Below are 24630 nucleotides of genomic sequence, written 5' to 3' on the forward strand. Positions count from 1 at the left end.
CCGGCTCTTTATCGCTGGATGTAAGCGTAAGCTCTGAAATCGACATATGTCCAAGCCCTCATTCGGCTCAACATCGTCAATCACGCCGTGATCCGGAAGGTGGGTGCAAAACACCGCTTACCGTGCTCCTTCAGAATCCCGATGATCTGTCGCCTGTGAAACGGTGGCGCTTCATTCCCTGGTCCTCTCAATGGGCCAGAGCTTACTTCAAAATGGATTATTCCAACGGGGCAGAGTCATTCTAGCGGGGCAAAGGTCACAAGGTCAGGGGCAAGGTCAACGCTGCCCTTGTGCTAGGCTCCAAACGCAAGAAAGCCCTCTCGCGGGAGAGGGCTTTCTATTTGATAAATATCGTAAATTCTGGTTGCGGGGGCAGGATCTAATCTTTACTTGCTGCCCGAGCAAGTAAAGATGGTTGCGGGGACGGGCAGCCATCATAACTTGCTCTTCGAAACAGCTGCATAACCTACTCGTGGGTGACCTATTGCGCGCTGTATCCGTCAATTTTTCGAACGGAAGCGACAACCTTCGCGGAGCAAATCGATGCGTCCAGTTTCATTACCCTGCCTGCGCCAGAGTTAAGTCCGAGCGAGCATAAGGTAGGCGAAGTAAGCTATGTAGCAACCGACAAATGCTGCCCCTTCGGCCCGCGACAGAGTTCTGCCCGTGAGGAAGGCTGGAACGCAAAGCACAGTTGCCGCAGCCATAACAGGAATGTCGACGGCGATGAGCGTTCTTTCCACGGTGATCGCTTCGCTCGGAACCAGCATCGTCAGCCCAAGAATGACTGCAATATTATAGACACTGCTGCCCAAAAGATTGCCTACCGCGATCTCGCGCTCATTGCGTACGGTCGAGACGATTGTCGTGATCAGTTCAGGGCTCGATGTGCCGATTGCAACTATGGTCAGTCCGATAAGAGCTTCGGAGACCTCCAACCTGCGAGCAAGATCGGAGGATCCCCATACGAGCCAATCCGCGCCTATTGTGATGACCGCAATACCACCAATCATGACGGCGACGTTCAACCATCCGCTCCGCGGAGCGTCGCGCATCGGGCGTGGCAGGACTGGCAACTCTTTGTCGGGTGGCGAACTTCTTAAGCGCGCGCTTCGAACGACCAGGACGATATAGCCGATACCACCAAGCAGGAACACAAGGCCCTCGGCTCTCGACAGATAACCATCAGCTGCAAACACCCAGAACGCCAGTGCGGCGGCTATCATTGCAGGGAGTTCAAGCCCAACGGAGACCGGTTCCAAAACAACGGGCCGAGCGATAGCACATAGTCCAAGGATGAACAGCAGACCGAAGGTGTTGGTGCCGGCGATGTTCCCGACGACCAACCCTCCTTCTCCCGTCAACGCGGCATTGATGCCCACCGCCAGCTCAGGTGTGCTTGTCCCGATCGCAACAAATGTGAGCCCGATGACGAGCGGGGATATGCTCAGCCGGCGCGCGAGCGTCGACCCGCTGCGCACCAGTATATCCGCTCCGCCGACCAAAGCGAGGAGGCCAAGCGCGCACCAGAGAATTGCGGCCGTCAAGGCTTGTGTCTCTGCAGAAGCACCGGATATGCGGCAAGGCCTGCATGCCGCTCTATGACCACGCTCCGGATCAGCCGATTTCGCCTAAGGGCTGGATATATGTCACCGAAAGATGATCCGGGAACTTCAGCGCTGTTTTAATAGCTTCGCGGTCCACCGTACCGAGGAGGCATGTGCCGAGCCCTTCGGCAGCGCAGAACAGATAGACGTTCTGGGCCATGATGGCTGAGTTGACGCGTGCGGCGATAACCAGTTCTTCGGGCGCAGACTTGGCCAGGTCACCGGCGGCAGCGGCAAGTTTCTCGGCATCAGAGACATAGATCAGCACCACGGGCGCCCTGCGTACGAAAGCCGTGGGGCTGACATCCGCGCGAATATCTGTATCGGCCACTTTGTTGAGAGCGTTTGCCACGGGGTCGTAGAGACTGACGCCATCTTCCAGCGCGACGTAGATATCGACGTTCTTCGCACCGTGCCAGGCGGGCGCTGTGCGTCCATCACCGTCCGCGCGGTTGACACCATTGGCCGCCCACAGTGCTTCGAGCACCTTTTCGCGCGCAACGTCACCACGCCCGAAGCGCTTGGTAGAGCGGCGCTGTTTCAGGGCTTCCTGCACGGAGACGGTTGCAGCGCCGCCGGAGGCCACCTGCGCATTGGCTGTCCCGACGATACCTGCGGACGCTGCCGCACTGGTTCCTGCGAGAAACAATCTTCTGGAGAGCTGTCGTGTCATGATATCGGTCCTTTTCTTTTCCGGGGCTTTGTTATGTCCACTGCCGTGAAAGGGCGTTGAGGACGTCGGTACGGCTGATCTGGCCGACAAGTCGGCCATGGCGGGTGACGGGGAACCGCCGGTACGAGCTTGCGACAAAGCGCTCACACGCTTCGACGATGTCGATACCCGCATCGAGCGTCTCGAGTTCGGTGCTCATATAGTCGGCGACACTGCCACCCCATTGTTTGTAGTAGGAGGCGTTGAGTGCGGCCTTCAGGCAATCGCGTTTGGACAGAACGCCGACGAGATCGCCGGCGCCGTCGATGACGCATGCACCCGACACGCCGTTTTGCATGAGCACGGACACGGCCCGTACTATCTCCATGTCCGGCGTTAGCGTGATCAGGTCCGTGCGCATATGATCGGCGACCGTGTCGAGTTTCATGTCCCGCTTCCTTCGGATCGTTCGCAAGCATGGCATTTGCCGCCGCAGGCCGCGCCGCCGCACGATCCCTTGAGCGGTGCGCGGCCGGCAAAAAGGCCGGCGGCCAGCGCGAGCATGGCAAGCCCGGTCAGAAGAACAGCGGCGAAAATGGTCTGCATGGCTTTATGCCCTCCCCTGGTCGATGAACAACCTGTTGGCTCTGGCCTTAAGACCTCCCGCCTCGCGAAGCAGATAAAGCGCGGGCAGACGGTTGGCGGAGGCGAATGCAAGGCCGCCTTCAGGACCCATTACCAGAAGGGCGGTCGCAAACGCGTCGGCCTCCAGCGCTGTCGGGGCCAGAACGGAAACCGAGGCGACGCTGTTGCGAACCGGCTCTCCGGTTGCGGGATCGATCGTATGACTGTAGCGGCGGCCCGCGATCTCATAGGCATTGATCGCATCGCCCGAGGTCGCCATCGCCACGCCTGTCAGGGGAAGCGTCGTGTGGACACCGGTGCGAAGCGGGTCCGCAATGCCGACGCGCCATGGACGGCCGTCAGGGCGCGCACCGAAACCATAGACTTCGCCACCCACCTCGATCAGGAAACTCGGCAGCCCTTGATCTCTCAGGTGTCCTGCAAGCCGGTCGACGGCGTAGCCCTTGGCTATGCCGCACAGATCGAGCGAAAGTTCCGGCTCTGCTTTGGAGAGGCCTTCGGCACTGACGGCAAAAGCGGTGTAGCGACCGGACCGCCCGGCAGCGATCGGCCCGAAACCGTAACGATGGACAGCGGGCCCGACGGCCGGATCGAACGCGCCGCCGGTCAATCGCGCAATCTCGAGTGCCTTGCTAGCAACCGTCCGAAGCGGCTCGGAGGCTGCGAACGGTGTGATTTCCGAACGGCTGTTGAAGCGCGAAAGCTCCGAACCCGCACGAAACGGGCTCATCGAATGATCGATCCCGGCCAGTAAGTGCCGGAGATCCGCGCCAATCTTGCGGGCATCGGCATCGGCCGGAACGGTGACCTGCCATCGTGTGCCGAAAGCGCGCCCGGAGATGCGCGTGAGATCATCGGCACCGGCTCGGGCCAAAGACGGCAAGGACATCAGTCCGGCCAGGGCTCCCAGTCCAAATACGATCTCGCGCCTTGTCGTCATGCTCCTAGATCCCGAAATCGTCATTGAAGATGCTCTCGCTCTCCACACCGCATTCATCGAGCATCGCGTAGATGGCCTCGATCATGAGCGGAGGGCCGCACAGATAATATTCGCAGTCCTCCGGCGCCGGGTGATCCTTCAGATAGGCGCGGAAGACGACATCATGGACAAAGCCTAACTCACCGTCCCAGGGGTCGTTTCTGGCTGGTTCGGAGAGGGCTGGCACCCAGCGGAAGTTCTCATGACGCCGGGCAAGCTCGTCGAATTCGTCGGCGTAGAACAGTTCGCCACGGCTTCGCGCGCCGTACCAGAAGCTGATCTTGCGGCGGCTTCCCTGACGCTCGAGCATGTCCGTTATGATGGCGCGCAAGGGCGCCATGCCGACGCCGCCGCCGATAAACACCATCTCGCGCCCGGTATCCTGCGCCCCGAAGTGACCATACGGGCCCGCCACTTCGATCGGGTCGCCCTCGCGCAGACCGAACAGCCATGACGAGACGATGCCGGGAGGTGCATGCGGTTTGGCTGGCGGTGGCGTGGCCAGACGGATGTTGAGCACGATCATGCCGACATCCTTGGGTCGGCTGGCAACCGAATAGGCGCGAGAGACGGGCTGAGGGCTTTGCGACGAGAGCTTGTCAATTCCGAGTTTTTTCCATTCGGCGGCATGCTGCGGTTCAAGCGCGATGCCGGAGAAGTCGAGACGATAGGCCGGTGCGGTGACCTGCACGAAATTGCCCGCACGAAAGTCGAATTCCGCGCCCTCCGGCAAGGCGAGCACGATTTCCTTGATCAAAGGCGTGACACTGCGCGACGATGCCACGCGGCAGTTCATCGTGGTGATGCCGAGCACCTCGTCCGGGACGGTGACGGCGAGGTCGTTTCGCACCACGATCTGGCAGGCGAGCCGCATTCCAGCCCGAACGTCGGCAGGAGAAAGCCGGGCGCGTTCCGTCGGCAACGGCTCTCCCGTACCCGTGACGCCGCTGACGCGGCACAGGCCGCACGTTCCCGCGCCGGCGCAGCCCGAGGGCACGGCGATGCCGTTGGAATTCAAAATATCGAGAAGCTTGAAATTCGCCAGAGCGCCAATCTCACGCCCGCCGTTAACGGTGACCGCCACGGGTCGCGACGGCAGCAGATACTCCCGAACCTTATGGACAACGGCTGCCAGCGCGACGAGCAGCAAGGAAATGAAGCCGATGCCGAGCAGGATCTCCGTCATAGCACGCGCACTCCCACAAAGGCGGAGAACGCCATGGACAGGAGACCGGTGACGATGAAAGCAATGCCGAGGCCCTGCAATCCTTCGGGGACATTGGCATAGCGCAGCCTCTCGCGGATCGCCGCGAGCGCGACGATGGCCAGCGCCCAGCCGATCCCGGTGCCGATCCCATAGACCGTGCTTTCAGTGAGATCATATTGCCGCTCGACCATGAACAGACTGCCGCCGATAATGGCGCAGTTGATGGCGAGCAGCGGCAGGTAGATGCCAAGCGCGCCGTAGAGGGCGGGCACGTAACGATCGAGCAGCATCTCGATGATCTGCACCATCGCCGCGACGATGCCGATGAAGGTGATCAGCCGCATGAAACCGAGATCGACATCCGGCAGCCCCATCCACGCGAGCGCCCCGGCACTCAGGATATAGGCGTGCAGCAGGTAGTTCACCGGCACGCTGAGCGATTGCACGACGATCATCGCAACACCCACGCCGAAGGCTGTTTCCACGCGCTTGGAGACGGCGAGGAAGGTGCACATGCCGAGGAAGAAGGACAGCGCGAGGTTTTCTTCGAAAATGGAGCGCTGGAACAGTTCGATCATGTCTCAGTCGTCCTTTGCTGCTCGCGCAACTCGAATTCAGGCGCTTCCCTCTGGCCCCGGCGCAGGCTGCGAACAGCCCAGACCAGAAGGCCAAGGATGATGAATGCGCTCGGCGCGAGCAGCATAAGACGGAGTGGCTGGTACCAGCCACCGTCGGCCACGAGTGGCAGCAGGCCGACGCCGAACAGGCTTCCGGCGCCGAACAACTCGCGGATGGCGGCGACAGTGAGCAGCACCAGGCTGTAGCCGAGTGCATTGCCGACGCCATCCACGATGCTGGGAACGACCGGATTGTGCAGCGCATAGGCTTCGGTGCGCCCGAGCACGATGCAGTTCGTGGCAATCAACGAGACAAACACCGTCAGCCGCTGGCTCATCTCATAGGCAAAAGCCTGCAACATCTGGTCGGCGACGATGACCAGCGAGGCGATGATGGTGATCTGCAGGATGATGCGCACGGAGGACGGGATGTGTCGGCGGATGGCGCTGATGACGCCTGCCGACAGGCCGAGCACGACGGTCAGGGCGATCGACATGGTGAGAGCGGTGGACATCGATGTCGTGACCGCCAGTGCCGAGCAGATGCCGAGGATATGGACGGTGACGGGGTTCTTGTCGATGAGCGGATCTGTCAGGTTGCGGAAAGGGATAGTCATTCGATCTCGCCTTTCTTCAGCCTGTCGAGAAACGGCCCGAAGCCGTGCTCGCCCATCCAGAATTCGAGCATGTCCGAGATCGCATAGCTCGTGACGCTGGCGCCGGAGATGCCGTCGACTTCATTGGGGCCGCTGGCATTGCCGCGCACCACGGAAATGGCGAAATCGCCATCGTCGAAGATGCGCTTGCCTGCCCATTGCGCCTGCCAACCGTCCTCGGCGACGCGGGCGCCGAGGCCGGGCGTCTCACCCTGCTCATAAACCGTGAAGGCGGCAACGGTGTCGAGATCGGCCTCCAGCGCCAGATAGGCCCGGATGGTCGACTGGTAGCCGGCGCCGCGGACCGGAAGCACAACGAGCGCCAGTTCCTCGCCGCGGCGCAGAAGATAGACAAGCGCGTGGTTTTCGCGGCGGCTGAGACCAGCGAGGTCGTCAGCGCGCGGCAGGGCCGAACTTCGCTCTGCGTCCGCCGCCGCCGCTCGCTGATCGAAGCTTCCCGGATCGACATCGGCGGCGACCGTTCCGCTTGCGAGGTCGATGACGAGCGTTTCGACGCCGCTTGCGCCAGATTCCTTCAATATCTCCCCGATGCCCGGAACGTTTTCCAGCATCTGCACCATGCGGCCCTGTTGCTGGGCGACGATATTGGCCTGCTGGATCGGCCGCAGGACGACCGCTGCGATGGAGACGGTAAAGCCGCAGCCAATGGCCACCAGAAGCGACATGCCGATCGTCTTGACGCCATCGGTGTTCGGACGGTTCAGAAAGCGGCGCCACATGCCCGGGCGCGGGCTGGGAGGACGAGCGTCAGCCATGTCGCCTTGCCCTCCGCCTTACATGGATCGCCACGACCACGTAATCGATCAATGGTGCGAAAATGCTGCTCATCAGGATCGCGAAGATCGCGGCTCCAAAAGTCGATCCGGCCTGCGAGAACAGGCCGATGAGCACGCCGGTCAGAATGCCCTGTGCAAAACGACCTGGATTTGTCGTGCAGGAACATACAGGATCTGCCGCCAGAAAGAGGATCGCGCAGCCGATCGCACCCGAAAGCAGGTTGACCGACGGATCGCTTCCCTGCGCCCAAACCATGAGGGCCATCGTGCAGTAGGCCGCAAGCAGCAATCGCCATGACGCCTGGCCGCTGAGGAGCAGGAGAACCAAAGCCGGAAGCAATGCCGCCAGAGGAATGTTTGGCCCGGCTCGATAGTCGATTTCAGTGAAGGAGAACATCACGAAGGCAAGGGCGGCGACGGCAGGATGCACGAAATTGCGCCCGCGCCCACCGAACACCTGTTCGGCGATCACCACGCCGAAGCTGACGCCCAAAGCGAGCTGCCAGAGCGGCGCATCGGCCGGGACAAGAAGGGCGATCAGCGTGGCGGCGACAATACCGTCAAGTCCCGGCCTGAGACCCCGGACACGTGTGAAGACATGCTGCCACGCAAGGGTCAGGCTGACAGAGATCAGCAGCCGCGCTGCGAACTGTTCCGTATCTGCGACAAGCGCGGACACGACCGGGACGATCACGCCGAGCAGCGCGGGCGTGGCGCTGTCGGACAACAAGGTGCGGCCGACGCGGCCCGCCTGCAGGTCATGGAAGAAGGCGATCATATCGCTTCCTCCAACTCATCGAGCGTCGCACGCAACAGGGCGCCATAATCCGTGCCCGACCCGTCGACATGGCTCAGGAGCGCCAGATCCTCTTCCACAAGTTCCAGCGCACCAAGTTTCGCGGCGGTTTCCACATCGCCCGTGCTGATGGCGCGCAGGAACGGCGCGGGCAGGATCCCGCAAGGCGCGGCCCGTTCATGAACGGCATTGGGAATGAGCGGCGCCGGAAATTGCTCGTTGAATGAGGTCAGGTAGCGCATGAGAAAGGAGCGCCGGAGCGGATGCCTGTGTGGGATGGCGGTGGCCTGCACGTCATAACGCCGCAGGAAATGCTCGACCGTTCCGCCGAGCGGAGAGCCCGAAAGCAACTGAACCGAGGGACCGGTGAGCGAGGCGCCGAAAAGATCTTTCAGATTCGCGCCTGCGGGAGCGACAACGAGGCGCGGACTGCACGTCCCCGGTCCGGTCAGCGCAACGACGCGCCGTGTCCATATCCGGCCCGTATCGAGCAGGCATCCCAGCGCGATTACGTCCTGATAGCCGATGTGCCAAACCATCCTGTTTACACCGACAGGATTGAGATGATGGATATGGGTTCCAACCAGACCCGCCGGATGCCTGCCCGCGAAACAGACAGCCTTGACGGCTTCGGGAACGGCCGGGGAGGCATCGGCCCCGTGACAGACGTAAACGGGACCGTCGGTCAGGTGACGCAGCGCCTCCGCGCCGAGACGAAACCATGATTCGAAGCGCCTTATGACGGGGGCCGGATCACCTGCGAGCGGCGCGGTATCGGTGGCTGTTACGAAAATCGCATCAGGAGCCTGCCGGGGATCGGCGAGCCGACCGAATGGCCGGGTGCGAAATGACTGCCAGCAACCGCTTTGGAGCAGGAGCGACTGCATGGTCATGCGATCTGGCCGTGAGGGCCTGTCGAATTCGACGGCGGCTTCGTCCTCGACGTCGATAATAATGGAATCGAGGCTTCTACGCGCGCCGCGCGAGATTGCGCGGATTGTTCCAGCAACAGGGGCTGTAAACGTCAGATGAGGGCGGTGACGATCCGTAAACAGCCGCTCGCCGGCTCGCACGGCTTGTCCGATCGCGACATCGATAACCGGGCGCAGGCGCGGGTAATCTTCTCCCATAAGCGCAACCGAGCGAGCCACGACCGCATCTTCAATCGTGTCTATCGGCTTGCCTTCCCATCGAAGATCGATCCCGCCCCTGATATGTACCTGCAAAAAATACCCCTCCCACGTAAGCGATGCTGGACGTTTCCCTTCCCGATCGGACATCAACCGGGCGTGGCCACCTAGGCGTTGCCTGACCCGGTTACATTTTCGGACAAGGCGATCCTCAGCTTCTCTTCCTGCTCTGGCGACAGGGACGTCTTGAGAACTCGACCACGCAGGCCTTCGAACTCCGCCAGCACCTTTTCCGGCTGGACCTTGCGGACAAGAACGAACAGCGCAGACGAATTGCTTGGAATGGTCTCGCCCAGAGACTTGATGAACGTATCGTCGATGCCATAGTCGGCAAGGGAGCCGGACAAGGCGCCGACACCCGCTCCCGTCAGGCCGCCAATGGCGATGCCGGCAAGCGGATTGAGAAAGAGCAGGCCCACAAGGCCGCCCCAGATCGTTCCCGAGAGAAGGCCCGATGTGGCGCCGAGAGCCGCCAGGTTAAGGCTCTGCTTGAGATGGACCTTGCCTTCGCCGTCACGAACGACGACGACGGCATCTTCCAGATCGACCAGATATTCTTTTCTGAGAGCAGCGAGCTTGAGAAGCACCTTGTCGGCTTCATCAACCGTATCGAAACCGACGACGACCAGATCGGACATGTTTTCTTCTCCTGTGTTGTAATCTCTTTTTGCCGACGGCCTGCGGGGCCCACCCACCCTGTTGGACGATCACGTCTTATCGCGAAAGAAAGATCGGGATTTTCGGATTGGCCAGAATGGTGCGTGTTGCGCTGCCGAAAACGAACTCGGTGATCCGGGACTGCCCATAGGCGCCCATGACCACCAGGTCGGCGCCAACCTCTTCCGCGCGCGACAGGATCAGATCACCGGCATTGCTGCCTTCCAGGCGGTCAAGCGTCACCCTGATCCCATGGCGCGCGAGATGGAGAGAGATATCGCTTCCGGGGTCCTCCCCCAGAAGCCGCGCGACCTTGGGCTCGGGAACAACGACGACGTGGACGGCGCGAGCGGTGGCCAGGAACGCCATCGAATCGGCAATGGCGCGGGCCGCTTCCCGGCTGGCATTCCATCCAACCACGATCGTCTCGGGCACGGCGCCATCGCTTTGCCAGAATGTGGGCAAAAGGATCGAAGGGCGACCGGAGGCGAAGATGATATCCTCCGAGACGGTGAGAGCCGTCTCAGCGCGGTCCGGGTCACGCCCCGTTCCGACGATCGCCAAGGCTGCGTGGCGGGCGTGCAGCATCAGCGCCTCGCCCGTTTCACCGGAACATATGCGAAGCTCGCAATTCACGCCGGTAGCGGACGCTACATCCGAAAGGAGCCCCCGCAGCTGCTCTTCGGCGTCATGCCGGCGCCCTTCGAAGGAGGTTATCATGCTGTTGATCGCCTGCCCTCGGGCGAAGCCATGGGAGGGAGTGGCGATTAAATCTTCCGGCACGAAGGCCACAACGACATGCGCATCCCATGCGCTTGCGAGTGAGACAGCATAATCAATATAAACCCGACAAACAGAAACATCGGCTGTATCGATATAAACGACAATATCTTTTGGCGTCTTCATTCCCCCCCTCGTCACCAAACATCAGCTTTACCCTAATGAACATACTCCGTGAGTCAACAGCTGATGATTGAGAGGGCGAAAATCCTTTTTCTTGTGCCTCACGATTGTGTCAGGGAGTCCGGCGGGCCAGCGTTCAGCCTTACCGTGTGCGGGGACGGTGGGCCGCAGGGTCGTTCTGAGGCGTGATTTCATTCGGGGCTGTGTTTTCCCCTTCCGGCGCGGATCTGGTCTCGTCTGTCTTTTTCAGGGCGCGGCTTGGAGAGAGTTCGTGCTGTTGCATCCGGCGTTTCTTTCGGACCTCCACGGTGAACGGTGTTGTTTGCTTCATTGTCGTTTCCAACCTCCGGTTCTTATTCGTGATTGCGGTCGATCCTGAGGGACCGTCGCAGCGCGAGCGCCAATGCGCTCAGGGCACAGCCGGTCACCATGACGTCGATCGCCAGCAGTGCGCCGATGATCCACAAACTGTTGACCGGCCAGCCCGCAAGGATGACAAGTGCAACAAGCACCGTCGCGGCGCCGGCCGCCGCGAGCCATAGCCAACCGGAAGCCGGGCGGATCGCCAGACCGGCGGCAGTCCTGACAATGCCTGCGACGAGCATGCTGAGAGCCATCAGTAGTGTCAGGAAAGTGGATGCCAGGACCGGGTTCCAGAATGTCATCACACCGGCCGCGACATAAAGCACACCGACAACGAGCAAACCGACAGTTTGGCCCCATCGCTTCATCTGAAATGCGAAGACGATATGCGCCGCACCCGCCAGTAGCATCGTGACACCGACAAAGAGGACGGAAACGACCGTGGCCAGCAACAGGTTGGAGAGGGCGACAAGAGCTATCAACACGAGCACGATGCCGGCGACCAGCAGCCATCGCCATCGCGATCGCAACAGTTGCAGGTCGGCGGCGTCGAGGCTTGCGGTGTAATTGAATATCATAAGTATTCTCCTGCGATAGTTGCGTGAAGAAAGCTGCTTCGCGTCGTGTCAGTTTCCGCCGACGATCTTGCCGGCAAGGACAAACGGGCTGGAAAGGACCGCGCCAGCCGAATTGAATACAAACGCTCCGGCTTGCCTGAGATTTCGGGGGTCGCTCGTTCCATCCCGGCCCGAAAGCTTCGGATAGTAGGCAGCGAGACCGACGAAACGATTGTGGCGGAAGCTGTCTGAGGCCTCGATATCCGATATATCGATCACCTGCACATTCGCCCTGCGCGCCGCCTCCTCGATTTTCGGATCCGTCACGTCAATCCTGCCCAGGCGCTGACGTTCTGTGGATAGAAATTCCGAGACCTTCAGCGCCCTGTCATCCTTGGAAACAAGGATTGTCATCGGCGGGTTCAGTGTCCCGATCGTCGCAAGCTGTGCCTGGAACACGTCGACATCGATATCGGGCGCCGCAAGCACGACCTGCAGTCGACGGATCGCCGCGTCCTTGCCGGTAAGCCGCAGTTGGCGCACGGCTTCCGTCGTCAGCCATCCCCCCATGCTGTGGCCGACGAGCGTGATGGGACCCTGGGTCTGTTTGCGCGCCAGGGTGCTGAGCAGATCCGCCAACTGGTCCCGCGAGAACGTCACCGCGTCCTTGTCGGCGACGTAGCCGCTCAAAGCGCCTTCGGACGGCCAGGCAAACAGGATCGGGGCGGCATCGACGCCGGCGTCAGCTGTCATCTGGGCTATGCGATACACGGCCTCGGTGAAATTGGTGTTGTAGCCATGCACGAACACGCCGACACTCGGCGGTTTGCCGTTGTGTTTACGCGTGACTTCCGCCTCGAATGTCGCCGCGTCGAGAATGTGCTGGTCGACGGTGACAAAATCCGTCTTCGGGTTCGGCTTCGATTTCGGCCATTCGACATTGCCCGTCTTGTGACCTGGCGGGATGGAGACCCTGTAGCGGATATAGCTAACCTCGCGGCTACGACCCGACGTGTAGATACCGTTCTCATCACGCTTGCGCGTGGTCGCCACATAAACCGTCGTGAGCTTGGCCCCCGGAACGGCTTCGGCCCTCTGGGCGAGCAGTTCCGGGCCGGGGCGGCCGGCACAGGCTGCAAGCAGGCTTGTGAGAAGAAGTAGCGTAAGGCGTAGACTGAATTCACGCATTGACTGAACCGATTTCTTACTTATGCATTCGAAGCATCGCGCTCTCGATATGACAGAGTTCACCCTGTCGCCGCGCGAGCGGCGACCCCGACTTAGTTTGCATCAGCCCGCCTTCTGGCTAGGCCGTGATGTGGAAACCGTTGTCGGCGTATACCACCGACCCCGACAGAGGCGTTGCCGCCTCGCTTGCCAGGAATGCGGCGATACGCCCAACCTCAGCGATGCTCACGAGGCGTCGCGATGGTGTTCTCTCACGCACCGTGTCGATGAGCTCATCGAAACGCTCGATTCCGGAAGCTGCCCTGGTGGCGATCGGCCCGGTGGACAGGCAATGGACGCGGATGTCCCGCGCTGCGAGATCGGCGGCCAGGTAGCGTACGCTTGCTTCCAGGGCCGCCTTCACCGGTCCCATCAGATTGTAGTTGTCGACGACGCGCTCAGCCCCGAAAAAGCTGACGGTTATCAAGGATCCGCCTTCCTTCATCAGCGGGGCGGCGAGCCGCGCCATTCGGATAAAGGAATGGCACGATATATCCATGGCCTGCGCGAAACCGTCAGCGGAGCAGTTGACGATGCTCGTCTGCAAGTCCTGTCGTGGCGCGAAGGCGATCGAATGAAGCAAGAAATCGAGGCGGCCCCATTCATTTGCTATGGTGTCGAAAACCGCCTCGAGCTGCCCATCAATGCGAACGTCACAGGGCATGAACAGCGACGCGCCCAGGGCATCGGCGACCGGGCGTACGAACGGGACAGCCTTATCGTTGAGATAGGTGACCGCCAGATCGGCGCCGGCAGCCTTGAACGCGGTTGCACAGCCGGCTGCGATGGAGGAATCGTTGGCGATGCCGACGACGAGGCCACGTCTTCCGAATATATCAACGATCGCAGCCATCGCTCAGCCTCCCGAGATTCTCAAGGCGTCAGTGGCGATCACCTGCTCCTCATCGGTCGGGATGACAAGGACGGTAAGACGACTGGCAGGACTGCTGATGACGGGACCGCTCCCGGCGTTCGCTCCAGGATCGAGATCAATGCCGAGCCACATCAGCCGGGTGCAGATATCAGCTCTGATCGTCGGCTGATGCTCGCCGATCCCGGCGGTGAATACGAGAGTGTCGAGGCCGCCCAGCGTCGAGGCAAGCCGGGCAATCTCACCGGCGACCCTGAAGGTGAACAGCTCGATTGCTTCCTTGGCTTGCTGCTCATCACTCTCCAGAAGCACGCGGCTGTCGGCGCTGATGCCGGAAGCGCCCAGCAGACCCGAACGGTGATAGAGGAGATCCTCGATTTCGCCAGGATCTCGCCCGGCCTTTAAGAGGTGTATGACCACGCCGGCGTCGAGCGCCCCGCAGCGCGTCGCCATCGGTACGCCGTCCAGCGTTGAGAAACCCATGCTGGTGTCGCGGCTGACGCAGTTGTGCATCGCGCAAAGACTGGCGCCGGAACCGAGATGGGCGACGATGACCTTGCCCGCCGCCTGCTCCGGCCATTTGCTGATAAGCTGGTTGGCAATCGATCGATAAGAAAGGCCGTGGAAGCCATAGCGTTTGATACCCTCTTCGTAGAGCTGCCGCGGCAGGGCGAAGCGGCGGACGACGTCGGCATGCGAGCGGTGGAAAGCCGTGTCGAAGGAGGCGGTCTGCCTGATTTCTGGCCGAAGGCGCGCGATCGCCCGGACAAGGCGCAGCGCCTGGGGCTGATGAAGCGGCGCAAGCGGTATCAGCGCTTCCATCTGCGACATCGCCTGATCGTTGATGAGCACCGGTCCGTCAAACAGGTCACCGCCGTGCACAACGCGGTGGCCGATAGCGGCGATGCCGGATAAATCATAGTGCCAGGACAGCCGGTCGAACGCTTCGCGCAAGACCTCGTCCAGTTCTTCCTCCGCTTTGGCTTCCAGCTCAACATCGAAGCGATCCGGGCCTTCGGAAAGCTCGAAGCGCAACGGGGCCTTGCGGAAATCGATCATTCCCTTGCCGATTCGCGTGAGGCCACCGCCTTCAACGGCGAACAGGCCGATCTTGACCGTGGAGGAGCCGGCATTGAAGGTGACAAGCAGTTGCTGGCTCATGAGATGGCCCCCGTTCCGGGTACCTGATTGCGGGCGACGAGCAGTCTTGCGAGCGTTGCCGAGGCGATGCGCGCCGAAAGCGGATCGGAGCGGCTGGTCAGCACGATCGGCACGCGCGCGCCGAGCACGATGCCGGCCGCGGTCGCCCCCGCGAAATAAATCAGTTGCTTGGCGAGCATGTTGCCAGCCTCAAGGTCCGGCACGAGCAGGATGTCGGCCTCGCCCGCGACGGGAGAGACAATGCCCTTCGTCTTCGCCGCATCGAGATCGATGGCATTGTCGAAGGCAAGCGGGCCATCGACACGTCCACCGATGATCTGGCCACGCGCCGCCATGACGGTCAGCGCCGCGGCGTCAAGGGTGGATGGCATCTTCGCGTTGACGGTCTCGACTGCTGCGAGCACCGCCACGCGCGGCTCTTTGACGCCAAGAGCTAGAAGAAGGTCGATAGCGTTCTGGCAGATGTCGCGTTTCTGGTCGAGCGTCGGCTGGATGTTGATCGCAGCGTCGGTGACGATCAGCGGCTTGCCATAGGCCGGGACGTCGAAGGCGAAGACGTGGCTGACGCGCCGCTCCGTTCTGAGACCGGACCCGGTGGCGAGGACGGCGCCCAGAAGCTCGTCGGTATGCAGGCTGCCCTTGACCAGAACCGAAACCGTACCGCCGACCGCGAGTTCCACGGCGCGCGCGGCTGCCGCATGGCTGTGCGCAACGTCCTCGATCGCCATGTCGCCGAGATCGATCCCTGAGGCTTCGGCGGCTGCGCGAATCTTCGCCTCCGGCCCGACCAGCAGCGGGTCGAACAGGCCCTGTTGGCGGACCTCGACCGCAGCCAGGATTGCTCCGGCGGAGCACGGGTGTACAATGGCGGCCCGAACCGGGGGGAGACTACGAGCTTCGGCAACAAAAGCCTCATATCGGCTTGCTCGCCCTGTATCCTGCAATGCGACGGAGGAGGGTGTTGCGGTCCATTCGACCGACTTGTCGGGCGCGATCACCATGGCCTTACCGGTCAGGACAAGTTCCGCTTTCTGATTTGCGCAGATCGTCTCCAGTGCAACAGTGCGATTGTCCGGGTTTTTCTGCACCACCCGCACGGTTGCCGTGATCGTGTCGCCGGCGGCGACCGGCTTCACGAAACGGAAATCCTGTCCCAGATAGATCGTCCCTGGCCCCGGAAGCCTTGTGCCGATCACCAGAGAGACCAGCGCGCCTGTCCAAAGCCCGTTGGCAACGATATCGTTGAAGAACGTCGTTGCCTCCGCTGCCCCGTCACCAACTGCCGGCCTTTTGCCGAGCATCGCTGCCAGCAGATCGATGTCGGTATCACCTGCCACCCGTGTGAGGCTTGCGGTATCGCCGACCTGTAAATCGGCGAAGGTATGATTTGTCAGTAATTTTTCCGCCATCGCACTCTCACTTCTGGAACACGTAGGCACCGGGCGCTTCTGCAATGGCAGGAAAACCCCTCTCGGCGGCACCAAGCTGAGGCGGGGCTACACGAACCTTGCCTGAATGTGTAGCCAGCCACGGCAGCCACGCCTCCCACCAGGAACCGCCCCTCTCCTCTGCCTCTGCTGCCCATTCGTCGGGTCCGAGGCAGATGTCGGCTGCCAGCCTGGTCGCGATGCGATAGCGGCGACCGCGATGGCCCGGCTCGCTGACAATGCCTGCGTTGTGCCCGCCGCTGGCGAGAACGAAGGTAACATCGGTATCGGCTAGCTGGTGGATCTTGTAGACCGATCTCCATGGCGCGACATGATCGCGTTCCGTTCCCACGACGAACATCGGCACGCGGATATTCTGCAGCGCCGCCGGACGGCCATCGATGATGAAGCGGCCGGATGCAAGCTCGTTGTCCAGGTAGAGACGCTGGAGGTATTCGGCATGCATGCGGTAAGGCATGCGCGTGGAATCGGCATTCCAGGCCATAAGGTCGTTCATCGGCGTGCGTTCGCCCATGAGATAGTCGTGGACCAGTCGCGACCAGACGAGGTCATTGCTCTTCAGGATTTGAAAGGCGCCGGCCATCTGGCTCGCCGACAGATAGCCCCGATCCCACATCATGCTTTCAAGAAAATGCATCTGGCTCGGATCGATGAACAGCGCCAGTTCGCCGGGTTCGGAAAAATCCGTCTGGGCTGCGAAAAGGGTGAGCGTTGCCAGCCTCCCGTCGCCGGCGCGCCCCATCGCAGCCGCCGCCATCGCGAGAAGCGTACCGCCTAGACAATAGCCAGTGGCGTGGATCTTGCTGTCGGGAACGATGGCGGCGATCACGTCGAGCGCGGCCATGACACCCAAACGGCGATAATCGTCCAGCGTCAGATCGCGATCGTCTGCCCCAGGGTTTCGCCAGGAAACGGCAAACACCGTGTGCCCCTGCCCGACCAGATAGCGTACCAGGGAGTTCTCCGGCGACAGGTCAAGGATGTAGTATTTCATGATCCAGGCCGGCACGATCAGCACCGGCTCCGCCACCACGGTGTTGGTCGTGGGGCTGTACTGGATCAGTTCGATCAGATGGTTTCGGAAGATGACCTTGCCGGGAGTGATCGCGACATCCCGGCCCGGTGCGAACCCTTCCGCACCGACGGGCGGGCGGCCGCCTGCAAGCCTGTTCACATCTTCGAACCAGTTCTGGAACCCCGAGAGGAAGTTTGCCCCTCCAGTGGTGATGGTTTTGTTGATCACCTCGGGATTAGTGAACGGGTTGTTGGAGGGCGAGAACATGTCGAGCACTTGCCGCGCGGCGAAGGAGACCACGTCCTCGTGGTGAGGAGCGACGCCCGGCACCTCCCGCGTCGCATTGTGCCACCACTGCTGGGCGAGCAGGAACGCCTGGGCATAGGCCGCAAAGGGGAGTCCCTTCCACGCCTCCCCGGTGAAGCGGTAGTCGCCCGGCAAGGACTCGATGCAGGATGGAGTGTCGTCACCGAGACTGGCGGCGCAGAGATAGCCCGACAGCCGGGCGCTTTTCCGCACCCCCTTGTCGATAAGCTCCAGACGCTTCCCCGGCGCCGAGGCCAGATGAATCGACCAGTCGAACAATGCTAGCGCCAGCGCCGCGGGCGAAAGCCCGCCGGTGATCCGCGCGCTCCAGGCTTCGCGCATCCGATCAATGGCGCGGAAGGCCTCCGTGCCGAGAGTATCGTGAGGGACATCTGCCGCCCTCATTCCTGACCTGCTCAAATCATTCATTATGTCTCCCGACTGATCGGCACGGTGGCCCTCATGGTCTGGCATTCCTTGTCTTCGTTCATGATGAACTCGACAATCTGGGAGACCAGAGCCATCAGTTCACGATCACTTCCGCTCTTCTGGAGGGCTGGTGTGCCGATGACGTCACGAAGAATACTGACCCCGGCCAGAAACGCGGCGACCATTGACGCGCGCCGCTCGGACATGAGCGGGCATTTGGAAGCGAACGGCTTGACGAACCCGTCGTCGATGAGCTCACGAAAAACACGCGATGCCTCTGGACTGGAAAAAGATCGCGCGAGGATGTCAAAAGGCCGGATTTCGTTGGCGCCCTTCTCAGCGAGGATGTCTTGCGCGAGCGTCATATGCAACTCGCTCGCCTCGCCGACGAGCCAGGCCTCCGGTTGAAGTATCGCCTTGACTGCTGCCCGGAACAGCTCTTCCTTCGAACCGAAGGAACGATGAACATAGGCCATGTCGACACCGACATCGGCGGCAATGTCTCGCAACCCGGTTTCCTCATAGGAGTGGGTGGAGAAGCGAAGTATCGCGGCTTTCAGGATGCGCTCACGGGTGGTGTCTTCCGGGACGGGCCGGATCATTCGGTTGGGCATAATTTCTCCAAATAAACGGTTGTCCAGTCTATCGGCGCAACGAAAGGCAGTCAACAGCCGATGACCGACGCTGTGATGTGCTCTTCGTTTCGCGTTTTTTCACAAACTCGGAGTAATCGCGCCAAATTACCTTGAGAGAGGAGCGCTTGATCGCGAGTCATTTAAAATGTTCAAACCCTTGCTTTCGTTCAGCGCCGCAGGGTTGGTCGTTCCCACGCATTGGCCATGCTTTCGAGCGTCGCCGTCATCAGCGCTGCGACTGCGGTTCCGACGAAGGTCAGTGCCAGGCGGGTTAACGCTGCATAGGAAGGTTCCTGCGTGGTAAGGGCACCAACGATCAGTGACAGAGCGGCCGATGCGCTGAACTGGTAGACCATCGGAGGATGGCGGCCGATCATCATCATGGTGGCGAAATATAGCACCGTGAGAAAGACCAGACCGACCAGCATGAAGAAATGGGCGTTCAGGGTCATCAGGAACAGGGCGACACCCGCTGCGGATGCACCTAGCACCGTCGCAAAGATCCGTTCCCGGGCCTCTGCAAACAACTGCTCGCGTGTCGGGAAACACAGCACGAATATCGCGGCGATCGCCATCATCATGTTGGACATATCGATGAAGCTGTAGAGCCAGAAGCTGAGCCCGAGCAGGACGACCGCCCGGATGAGCGCCGATCGCACGTGATTGCCCGGTGCGGGCGTATATTCGTCGATCATTTTCTCCTGGGTAGCCGGCGGAATGAGGAGGTAAAGGACCGGAATCGCGATCAATGCGAGGATGCCCGCCTCGACCACCGAATCACTTAGGGCGTCGAGCGCAGTGATGGAGTTCATACCCAGGATAGAGGCGAGGCCAACGGACACCAGGATCAGCATCCCCATCGGGTTGCCGGTGCTCTGGATGAGATAGAACGCGACGAAATAGAGGCTGCCGACCGCGATCAGGAACGCCACCGGCCAAGACATGAGAAGGGTGAGCACGCCGCTTGCCAACCAAATCATCATGATGAGCGCCAGAGGACCTCCTATGGCTTTCTTCGGATCGAAGGCCTTGCGCATGCCGGCCATCAGGCCAAACGGCAGGGCCGCCATCAGCGCCGGCATAGAGGGCATGACAAAGGGTATCGCGCCCACCGAGATCACCGCAAGCAGCGCCATGCGCAAAGGAAAATTTGGGTCGTCGCGAAAGCTCGGCCGGGGCGAAACATACATGGCCCCACCTCAATACAGATAGGACAGAAGCGACTGGGCGCGGTGCAGGGCCATTGCGATCCACGCTGACGGATTGCTTTCGCCTGCGGCGTAGACCACGACGGTGGCCTTCGCGCCCACCCTGACGGTGCGAGGCCATTCCGAAAGCGCTCGATCGAGTTCAATGCGCACGGGAAACCGGCGGGCCGGCTCGAACCAGCGCGTTTCCGGCTCGTTCTGCACCAGACCGCTGGATGCGGTCCGTCCGGTATCGATGCCCCAGCCGACGCTGTGTACGGTCCCGGTAAAAATCTGCCCCGGCAAGGCATCGAAAAGCAGGCCCACCTTGTTGCCCGGCTCGATATTGGCGAGCTGGTTCTCGCGCATATCGGCCGTGATCCAGGCTCCCCTTCCGTCGATGAAGGTGAGAGCGGCCGAACCCGCGCTCACGTACTGGCCGACTGCTAGATCGAGATTCGTGACCACGCCGAGCGTCGGTGCCACGACCCGTGTGTAGATCAGGTCGAGCTGCGCCCTTTCCAGCTTGAGTCGAGCGGCCTTGATGCGCGGATTGCTGGCGCCCGCCGCCCCCAACTCGGCTTCCGCGCTAGACAGATCAGCCTCCGCCGCATCGACCTCCGCCTGCGCGACCTCGAGTTCCGCGCGAGATGCTTCCTCCTGCTTCCGCGCGGCAACACCACGCTGGACAAGGCTTTGCGTCCTGGCGTTCGAGGTCTTGGCGTTTTCGAATTTGGCCCTGGCCTGCGACACCTTGGCCTGTGCAGCGATCAGCGCCGCCGACGAGGCGTTGATTGACTGGGTCGCCTGTTCGAGTTCGACTTCCGCCTGCTGGACCGCGATCTCGAACGGGCGCGGGTCGACCACGTAAAGAAGATCGCCCTCCTGGACAATCGTATTGTCCTCAACGTGGACGCTGATTACCGGGCCTGAAACACGGGGCGCTAGTCGGGCAATGTAGCCGCTGACCGTGCCGCGGTCGGTATAGGGGGCGAGCTTGTCGGAAACGGCGTACCAGGCTACGAAGGCGACCATGAGCCCGATAACGAGCACGCCGACCCGGACTCCCGTCCTGGTCGGCCCCGCCTCGACCGGAGCGTCAGCCAACGCTTCGGGGGCACGGTCGGCGGGCCTGTCCTCAGAAGAGCCTGTCGGCAGGTCATGTTGGTTCTTATCATCCATTTTTTTCTCTTGGGGTTCGGACGAAACGTAGCCGGCGCTATCCTGCGAATATGGCGATCACGACCGCATTGACGAGGTCGATGAAGAAGCCGCAGACGAGCGGCACGACGATGAAGGCCCTGTGCGCCGCGCCATATTGCTGGGTGACGGCCGTCATGTTGGCGATGGCAGTGGCAGTGGATCCGAGCGTGATGCCTCCGAAGCTGGCAGATATCACGGCCGCTTCGTAGTCACGCCCCATGGCGGGAAAGACGATGAAAACCGTGTAGACGATCGTGAGCGCGATCTGCACCGCGAGCGCGGCGACGACAAAGGTGAAGACGCCGCTCAACTGCCACAGTTGCAGGCCCATCAGCGCCATCGTCAGGAACAGGCCGAGAGAGAGGTCGGACAGAAGCGACAATCCTTGTCGCACGCCGGGCCAGATGCGGGTGATGGCCGCCCCGGCTGCCAGCGGCATCAGATTGCGGATTGCAATGCCGGCCAGCAGGCAACTGACGAAGGTCGGGAGTCTGAAGCCCGTCAGCGCGATCAGGGAGTCGAGCGCCATGCCGAGCATGACCGCGACATTGAGCGCCAGGATCGCCCAGAGCAGGCAGAAATAGTCCATCTTCGGCTCCGGCTCCTCATGGGCGGCGCCGACGTCGATATCTGCGTCGCCCGAGGTGACGATTCCATTGCGGCGGATCAGCAGGGCGGCCATGGGGCCGCCGATCACACATGCCGCGATCAGCCCGACCGTGTTGCTGGCGATGCCGAGCTCCATCGCGTTGGCGATCCCGAGGTCCCCGACGAAGATCGGCGCCCAGGCGACCGTGGTGCCGACCCCGCCCGTCAGCGAGACGGACCCGACCATCAGGCCGGCCTTCGGATCGAGCCCGAACAATGCGGCGATCCCCATCCCCGTGACGTTCTGGATGAGCATGAACGCGGTTGCGAGCGCGAGCAGCACGATGAGCGGCCTGCCGCCCTGCAAAAGGGTGGCCGTATCCGACTTCAGACCGATGCTGGCGAAGAACAGCAGCAGCAGGTGGTCACGCACGCCGAGTTCGAACTGGATTCTCCAGCCCGCAATCCAGTAGGCCAAAGCCACTAGCAAGGCGCACAAAATGCCGCCGACAACAGGCTCCGGTATCGAGTACTTTCGCAGCACCGCGATGTTCATCGTCAAGATCTTGCCCACGATGAGGAGCAGGACCGCAATCGTGAAAGATAGAAAGGGGCTAACTTGAATCATCTTTTTCGGCGGACTTCCATTGATTGATTTCTGGCGGGACCATCCCTAAGCGTGCGCAGACAACCCATTCCAGTGGTGGCCTTTCGATTCCATGCGTTTGCAGAAGAGGCTCGGGTCATCGGCTTACTGCCGATCCGAGCGCGTTACCTGCCGCGCGGCCAAGTCTTTCGACCTGCTCGCCGATGCTGCGCCGCATAGTCGATTCGAAAACAGTGATCGGCGCACTGACGGCCACGCTCGCCGCTACGCCGACGGTCTGCGCTGCTTGCATCGCCCCCGCCCCGAGGTGGTCCCCCAGACCAACGTCGGCATCGATGCTCGCGTGTCTCGTCGCCGCCCCCAGCGCACCCACCTGCGTGACGCCTTCAACCGTGGCTCTGCTCGGAACCATTGTGTCCTGAGATCGGGAAGCACAGTCCGAAACAGGCAGCCAGCGTGTTATTGCGCGGCGTTTTCCGATCGTGTGGATGCCACTCATAGTTCCATCTCAATTCCTCGGACGAAGATATCGATGGTGCGTTCAAGGGCGGCCCGGTCTATCCCCGCGATCCCCGGCGGCGTCCGCTGAAGAACGGCCTGCCGCAGTTGCGGTATCATCGTGATGGACAGGAATATCTCCGCATCACGGGCCAGACCGGGTTCACTTGCACCGTGGTCGCGCAGCACGGCCATTACCTCCTCGCGGATCGGCGGCATTCCATACTGGCCGACGAGACTCGCCAACTTCGGAAACTGCCACGACTCGCCAACAACAACTCTTTCCAGGGAAATGATGAGCGGATCAGTCGCTACTTCTAGAATGCGCAACGACAAAGCCAGCAGCTTGTCCCGCGGAGTCTTGCCCGACAACTGCTCCGTGACGATATTCGATAGGCCCGTGTTTACAACATCGAGGACAATCGCTTCGAAAAGTGCGGCCTTGCCTGGATGGCGCGAATAAAGAGTCCGCTTGGAAATTCCAATTTCCGCGGCGATCGCGTCCATGCTCGTCTGCGCAAACCCGTCTCGCAGGAACAGCTTGCGCGCAGCCGCCATGATCCGGGCCGATATGCGTTCAGACTCCGCCGGTGTCGGCCGTCCGCCGTGGTGGCTCGCCACACGCGCGTGATTGATCTTGTCGGTCCGCGTCATTGAAGCGCTTTCTGCAACGTTGCCTTATGAACGGAGGGGCTTGCGGGCAAAGTCGGCCCTTTCTGACGTCACAGGGATTGGCAGGGAATGCCCCCGGAGACGGAACACTCCTTCAGTTGGCGTTCCTTGACGAGTTGGCTTGTTAAACGATACGGTGTCGTTTACTCTGTTTAGCGGGGAATCTCAACCGGTTTGCATCTAGGGTTTTAGGGTGGGGTGCGGCGACCGCGAATCGCTCTGCGCTGCACAGACATAAGGAGAGCTGCATGGCAGCATTGAACTCATTAAAGCTCACTCGGGACGATCTCGAACGTCTGCGATCGAGATGGGGGTGCTGGTCGGCGCAGGCATCGCCCTTGCGGCAGTTGGAGTACTGGCTCTCGCCAATGTCCTTATGGCCACTGTGGCGTCAGTTTTCTTCGTCGGTGCGATGATGCTCGTCGGAGGCTCCGTGCAGGTCATCTGCGCCTTCAACGTCAAAGGTTGGAGACAGTTCGCCGGCTGGCTGCTGATCGGTGCCTTTTACATCGTCGCCGGTCTGTTCGCATTTGCCAACCCGCTTTTCGCCTCGACGATCCTGACGCTGCTTTTTTCTCTGAGCATCATCACGGCGGGCGCTATGCGTATCGTTACCGGCTTTGCGTTGCGACCCGCGCAAGGATGGGGCTGGCTCGTGCTGGCGGGTATTATTGCATTCGTCGCCGGGGCGATCGTTATTGCCGGATGGCCTGTCAACAGCCTGTGGCTGATCGGGGCGCTGCTGGCGTTCGATCTCCTTTTCAACGGCTTGGCCATGATCATTTTTGCCTTTGCGCTGAGACGGCGACCACAGTCACCCGCTTGAGTTTCTTTTGCCACCTTTTGGGAGGGCGCGTGCCATGGAGACGGGAATGCACGACCGCATTAGGCCGGGCCTCGCCCTCCCGACCGACAGCCGCTCACGCTCGCGTGTCGGCGGCGCCTTGCTGGTCCTCGTCGTCGTGTCGGTATCGATCTGGACGATGCTGGCGATCTGGCATCAGGTTGAGCCACCAGTCACCTGGCCATCCCTCGCCGCCGCGGCGGCGGCGCTCGCAATCCTACGCCCGAACCATCCGCTCAAGACAAATCGGCGTCCACCGTTGACATTTTAGTCATCGAGTGATGATATGCTCGCGATTTCAAGACAAGCGTTG

25 protein-coding genes are annotated in these 24630 nt (G+C 61.3%); 2 read left to right on the forward strand and 23 right to left on the reverse strand.

Translation table 11 applies throughout. From position 1 onward, the window contains the following. Nucleotides 1-578: 578 nt before the first annotated feature. The 23 genes from L0976_RS22750 to L0976_RS22860 all read right to left on the reverse strand — a co-directional run bounded on the left by L0976_RS22750 (nucleotide 579) and on the right by L0976_RS22860 (nucleotide 23455). Nucleotides 579-1547 carry a calcium/sodium antiporter gene (locus L0976_RS22750; RefSeq protein ID WP_009450478.1) on the reverse strand — a complete coding sequence of 323 codons (969 nt, stop codon included), beginning with the start codon at nucleotides 1545-1547 and terminating at the stop codon, nucleotides 579-581. 70 nt (nucleotides 1548-1617) lie between these two features. Continuing rightward, a complete protein-coding gene (locus tag L0976_RS22755) occupies nucleotides 1618-2280 on the reverse strand; it encodes a nitroreductase family protein (protein ID WP_009450479.1) in 663 nt (220 codons plus the stop codon). A 31-nt stretch (nucleotides 2281-2311) separates the two neighbouring features. Then, nucleotides 2312-2707: a CBS domain-containing protein gene (locus tag L0976_RS22760; protein ID WP_009450480.1), complete on the reverse strand. Its 396-nt coding sequence runs from the start codon at nucleotides 2705-2707 to the stop codon at nucleotides 2312-2314. Between the two features lie 162 nt (nucleotides 2708-2869). Further along, complete coding sequence (locus L0976_RS22765; protein WP_009450481.1) at nucleotides 2870-3844, reverse strand: FAD:protein FMN transferase; 975 nt, start codon at nucleotides 3842-3844, stop codon at nucleotides 2870-2872. Between the two features lie 4 nt (nucleotides 3845-3848). After that, entirely contained in the window at nucleotides 3849-5069 is a 1221-nt protein-coding gene (gene nqrF / locus L0976_RS22770) for an NADH:ubiquinone reductase (Na(+)-transporting) subunit F (RefSeq protein WP_009450482.1), read from the reverse strand. Beyond that, nucleotides 5066-5668, reverse strand: coding sequence for an NADH:ubiquinone reductase (Na(+)-transporting) subunit E (gene nqrE / locus L0976_RS22775; RefSeq protein ID WP_009450483.1), 603 nt, complete (start codon nucleotides 5666-5668; stop codon nucleotides 5066-5068). Before nqrE ends, nqrF begins: the two co-directional genes overlap by 4 nt. Then, nucleotides 5665-6324: an NADH:ubiquinone reductase (Na(+)-transporting) subunit D gene (locus L0976_RS22780; protein WP_009450484.1), complete on the reverse strand. Its 660-nt coding sequence runs from the start codon at nucleotides 6322-6324 to the stop codon at nucleotides 5665-5667. The genes nqrE and L0976_RS22780 overlap by 4 nt, the downstream gene beginning before the upstream one ends. Then, the gene (gene nqrC, locus L0976_RS22785; protein WP_009450485.1) at nucleotides 6321-7139 is read right to left on the reverse strand and encodes an NADH:ubiquinone reductase (Na(+)-transporting) subunit C; all 819 of its coding nucleotides are present in this window, start codon (nucleotides 7137-7139) and stop codon (nucleotides 6321-6323) included. The genes L0976_RS22780 and nqrC overlap by 4 nt, the downstream gene beginning before the upstream one ends. After that, the gene (locus tag L0976_RS22790; protein ID WP_009450486.1) at nucleotides 7132-7938 is read right to left on the reverse strand and encodes an RnfABCDGE type electron transport complex subunit D; all 807 of its coding nucleotides are present in this window, start codon (nucleotides 7936-7938) and stop codon (nucleotides 7132-7134) included. Before L0976_RS22790 ends, nqrC begins: the two co-directional genes overlap by 8 nt. Beyond that, complete coding sequence (locus L0976_RS22795) at nucleotides 7935-9182, reverse strand: Na+-translocating NADH-quinone reductase subunit A (RefSeq protein ID WP_009450487.1); 1248 nt, start codon at nucleotides 9180-9182, stop codon at nucleotides 7935-7937. The genes L0976_RS22790 and L0976_RS22795 overlap by 4 nt, the downstream gene beginning before the upstream one ends. Before the next feature lie 71 nt (nucleotides 9183-9253). Further along, the gene (locus L0976_RS22800) at nucleotides 9254-9784 is read right to left on the reverse strand and encodes a DUF1269 domain-containing protein (RefSeq protein ID WP_009450488.1); all 531 of its coding nucleotides are present in this window, start codon (nucleotides 9782-9784) and stop codon (nucleotides 9254-9256) included. 76 nt (nucleotides 9785-9860) lie between these two features. Beyond that, the gene (locus L0976_RS22805; RefSeq protein ID WP_009450489.1) at nucleotides 9861-10709 is read right to left on the reverse strand and encodes a universal stress protein; all 849 of its coding nucleotides are present in this window, start codon (nucleotides 10707-10709) and stop codon (nucleotides 9861-9863) included. A 350-nt stretch (nucleotides 10710-11059) separates the two neighbouring features. Then, nucleotides 11060-11647: an HdeD family acid-resistance protein gene (locus L0976_RS22810; protein WP_009450490.1), complete on the reverse strand. Its 588-nt coding sequence runs from the start codon at nucleotides 11645-11647 to the stop codon at nucleotides 11060-11062. 48 nt (nucleotides 11648-11695) lie between these two features. Further along, nucleotides 11696-12814 (reverse strand): alpha/beta hydrolase, encoded by a 1119-nt coding sequence (locus L0976_RS22815; protein WP_009450491.1) that lies wholly within the window; start codon nucleotides 12812-12814, stop codon nucleotides 11696-11698. Between the two features lie 118 nt (nucleotides 12815-12932). After that, nucleotides 12933-13706, reverse strand: coding sequence for an enoyl-ACP reductase FabI (fabI, locus tag L0976_RS22820; protein ID WP_009450492.1), 774 nt, complete (start codon nucleotides 13704-13706; stop codon nucleotides 12933-12935). 3 nt (nucleotides 13707-13709) lie between these two features. Then, a complete protein-coding gene (locus tag L0976_RS22825; protein ID WP_064332056.1) occupies nucleotides 13710-14885 on the reverse strand; it encodes an acetate/propionate family kinase in 1176 nt (391 codons plus the stop codon). Then, nucleotides 14882-16294 (reverse strand): bifunctional enoyl-CoA hydratase/phosphate acetyltransferase, encoded by a 1413-nt coding sequence (locus L0976_RS22830; RefSeq protein WP_064332055.1) that lies wholly within the window; start codon nucleotides 16292-16294, stop codon nucleotides 14882-14884. The genes L0976_RS22825 and L0976_RS22830 overlap by 4 nt, the downstream gene beginning before the upstream one ends. Before the next feature lie 7 nt (nucleotides 16295-16301). Then, nucleotides 16302-18083: an alpha/beta hydrolase gene (locus tag L0976_RS22835; protein WP_064332054.1), complete on the reverse strand. Its 1782-nt coding sequence runs from the start codon at nucleotides 18081-18083 to the stop codon at nucleotides 16302-16304. After that, a complete protein-coding gene (locus tag L0976_RS22840) occupies nucleotides 18083-18697 on the reverse strand; it encodes a TetR family transcriptional regulator (RefSeq protein ID WP_233290649.1) in 615 nt (204 codons plus the stop codon). Before L0976_RS22840 ends, L0976_RS22835 begins: the two co-directional genes overlap by 1 nt. Before the next feature lie 188 nt (nucleotides 18698-18885). Further along, on the reverse strand, nucleotides 18886-19908 hold the full coding sequence (locus L0976_RS22845; protein WP_009450497.1) for an FUSC family protein: 1023 nt from the start codon (nucleotides 19906-19908) through the stop codon (nucleotides 18886-18888). A 9-nt stretch (nucleotides 19909-19917) separates the two neighbouring features. After that, nucleotides 19918-21087, reverse strand: coding sequence for an HlyD family secretion protein (locus L0976_RS22850; protein WP_009450498.1), 1170 nt, complete (start codon nucleotides 21085-21087; stop codon nucleotides 19918-19920). A 37-nt stretch (nucleotides 21088-21124) separates the two neighbouring features. After that, nucleotides 21125-22321, reverse strand: a complete 1197-nt coding sequence (gene gltS, locus L0976_RS22855) for a sodium/glutamate symporter (RefSeq protein ID WP_035224722.1) — start codon at nucleotides 22319-22321, stop codon at nucleotides 21125-21127. Nucleotides 22322-22798: 477 nt separating this feature from the next. After that, complete coding sequence (locus L0976_RS22860) at nucleotides 22799-23455, reverse strand: TetR/AcrR family transcriptional regulator (protein ID WP_064332052.1); 657 nt, start codon at nucleotides 23453-23455, stop codon at nucleotides 22799-22801. A 325-nt stretch (nucleotides 23456-23780) separates the two neighbouring features. Here L0976_RS22860 and L0976_RS22865 point away from each other — a divergent pair, with 325 nt between their 5' ends. Beyond that, nucleotides 23781-24299, forward strand: a complete 519-nt coding sequence (locus L0976_RS22865) for an HdeD family acid-resistance protein (protein WP_064332051.1) — start codon at nucleotides 23781-23783, stop codon at nucleotides 24297-24299. Nucleotides 24300-24345: 46 nt separating this feature from the next. Beyond that, nucleotides 24346-24588, forward strand: coding sequence for a hypothetical protein (locus L0976_RS22870; protein ID WP_191856007.1), 243 nt, complete (start codon nucleotides 24346-24348; stop codon nucleotides 24586-24588). The last annotated feature ends 42 nt before the right edge of the window (nucleotides 24589-24630 follow it).

This window comes from Shinella sp. NM-101 (assembly GCF_021401195.1).
In the GTDB taxonomy this organism is placed as follows: domain Bacteria; phylum Pseudomonadota; class Alphaproteobacteria; order Rhizobiales; family Rhizobiaceae; genus Shinella.

Bases quoted from the DNA above. Each gene is read 5' to 3' on its own strand.
- L0976_RS22860 (WP_064332052.1), bottom strand. From the start codon at position 23,455: ATGACGCGGACCGACAAGATCAATCACGCGCGTGTGGCGAGCCACCAC.
- L0976_RS22830 (WP_064332055.1), bottom strand. From the start codon at position 16,294: ATGGCGGAAAAATTACTGACAAATCATACCTTCGCCGATTTACAGGTC.
- L0976_RS22765 (WP_009450481.1), bottom strand. From the start codon at position 3,844: ATGACGACAAGGCGCGAGATCGTATTTGGACTGGGAGCCCTGGCCGGA.
- nqrF (WP_009450482.1), bottom strand. From the start codon at position 5,069: ATGACGGAGATCCTGCTCGGCATCGGCTTCATTTCCTTGCTGCTCGTC.
- L0976_RS22865 (WP_064332051.1), top strand. From the start codon at position 23,781: ATGGGGGTGCTGGTCGGCGCAGGCATCGCCCTTGCGGCAGTTGGAGTA.
- L0976_RS22800 (WP_009450488.1), bottom strand. From the start codon at position 9,784: ATGTCCGATCTGGTCGTCGTCGGTTTCGATACGGTTGATGAAGCCGAC.
- L0976_RS22810 (WP_009450490.1), bottom strand. From the start codon at position 11,647: ATGATATTCAATTACACCGCAAGCCTCGACGCCGCCGACCTGCAACTG.
- L0976_RS22790 (WP_009450486.1), bottom strand. From the start codon at position 7,938: ATGATCGCCTTCTTCCATGACCTGCAGGCGGGCCGCGTCGGCCGCACC.
- L0976_RS22845 (WP_009450497.1), bottom strand. From the start codon at position 19,908: ATGTATGTTTCGCCCCGGCCGAGCTTTCGCGACGACCCAAATTTTCCT.
- L0976_RS22835 (WP_064332054.1), bottom strand. From the start codon at position 18,083: ATGAATGATTTGAGCAGGTCAGGAATGAGGGCGGCAGATGTCCCTCAC.
- L0976_RS22825 (WP_064332056.1), bottom strand. From the start codon at position 14,885: ATGAGCCAGCAACTGCTTGTCACCTTCAATGCCGGCTCCTCCACGGTC.
- L0976_RS22805 (WP_009450489.1), bottom strand. From the start codon at position 10,709: ATGAAGACGCCAAAAGATATTGTCGTTTATATCGATACAGCCGATGTT.
- fabI (WP_009450492.1), bottom strand. From the start codon at position 13,706: ATGGCTGCGATCGTTGATATATTCGGAAGACGTGGCCTCGTCGTCGGC.
- L0976_RS22780 (WP_009450484.1), bottom strand. From the start codon at position 6,324: ATGACTATCCCTTTCCGCAACCTGACAGATCCGCTCATCGACAAGAAC.
- nqrC (WP_009450485.1), bottom strand. From the start codon at position 7,139: ATGGCTGACGCTCGTCCTCCCAGCCCGCGCCCGGGCATGTGGCGCCGC.
- L0976_RS22870 (WP_191856007.1), top strand. From the start codon at position 24,346: ATGCACGACCGCATTAGGCCGGGCCTCGCCCTCCCGACCGACAGCCGC.
- L0976_RS22850 (WP_009450498.1), bottom strand. From the start codon at position 21,087: ATGGATGATAAGAACCAACATGACCTGCCGACAGGCTCTTCTGAGGAC.
- L0976_RS22815 (WP_009450491.1), bottom strand. From the start codon at position 12,814: ATGCGTGAATTCAGTCTACGCCTTACGCTACTTCTTCTCACAAGCCTG.
- nqrE (WP_009450483.1), bottom strand. From the start codon at position 5,668: ATGATCGAACTGTTCCAGCGCTCCATTTTCGAAGAAAACCTCGCGCTG.
- L0976_RS22840 (WP_233290649.1), bottom strand. From the start codon at position 18,697: ATGCCCAACCGAATGATCCGGCCCGTCCCGGAAGACACCACCCGTGAG.
- L0976_RS22755 (WP_009450479.1), bottom strand. From the start codon at position 2,280: ATGACACGACAGCTCTCCAGAAGATTGTTTCTCGCAGGAACCAGTGCG.
- L0976_RS22760 (WP_009450480.1), bottom strand. From the start codon at position 2,707: ATGAAACTCGACACGGTCGCCGATCATATGCGCACGGACCTGATCACG.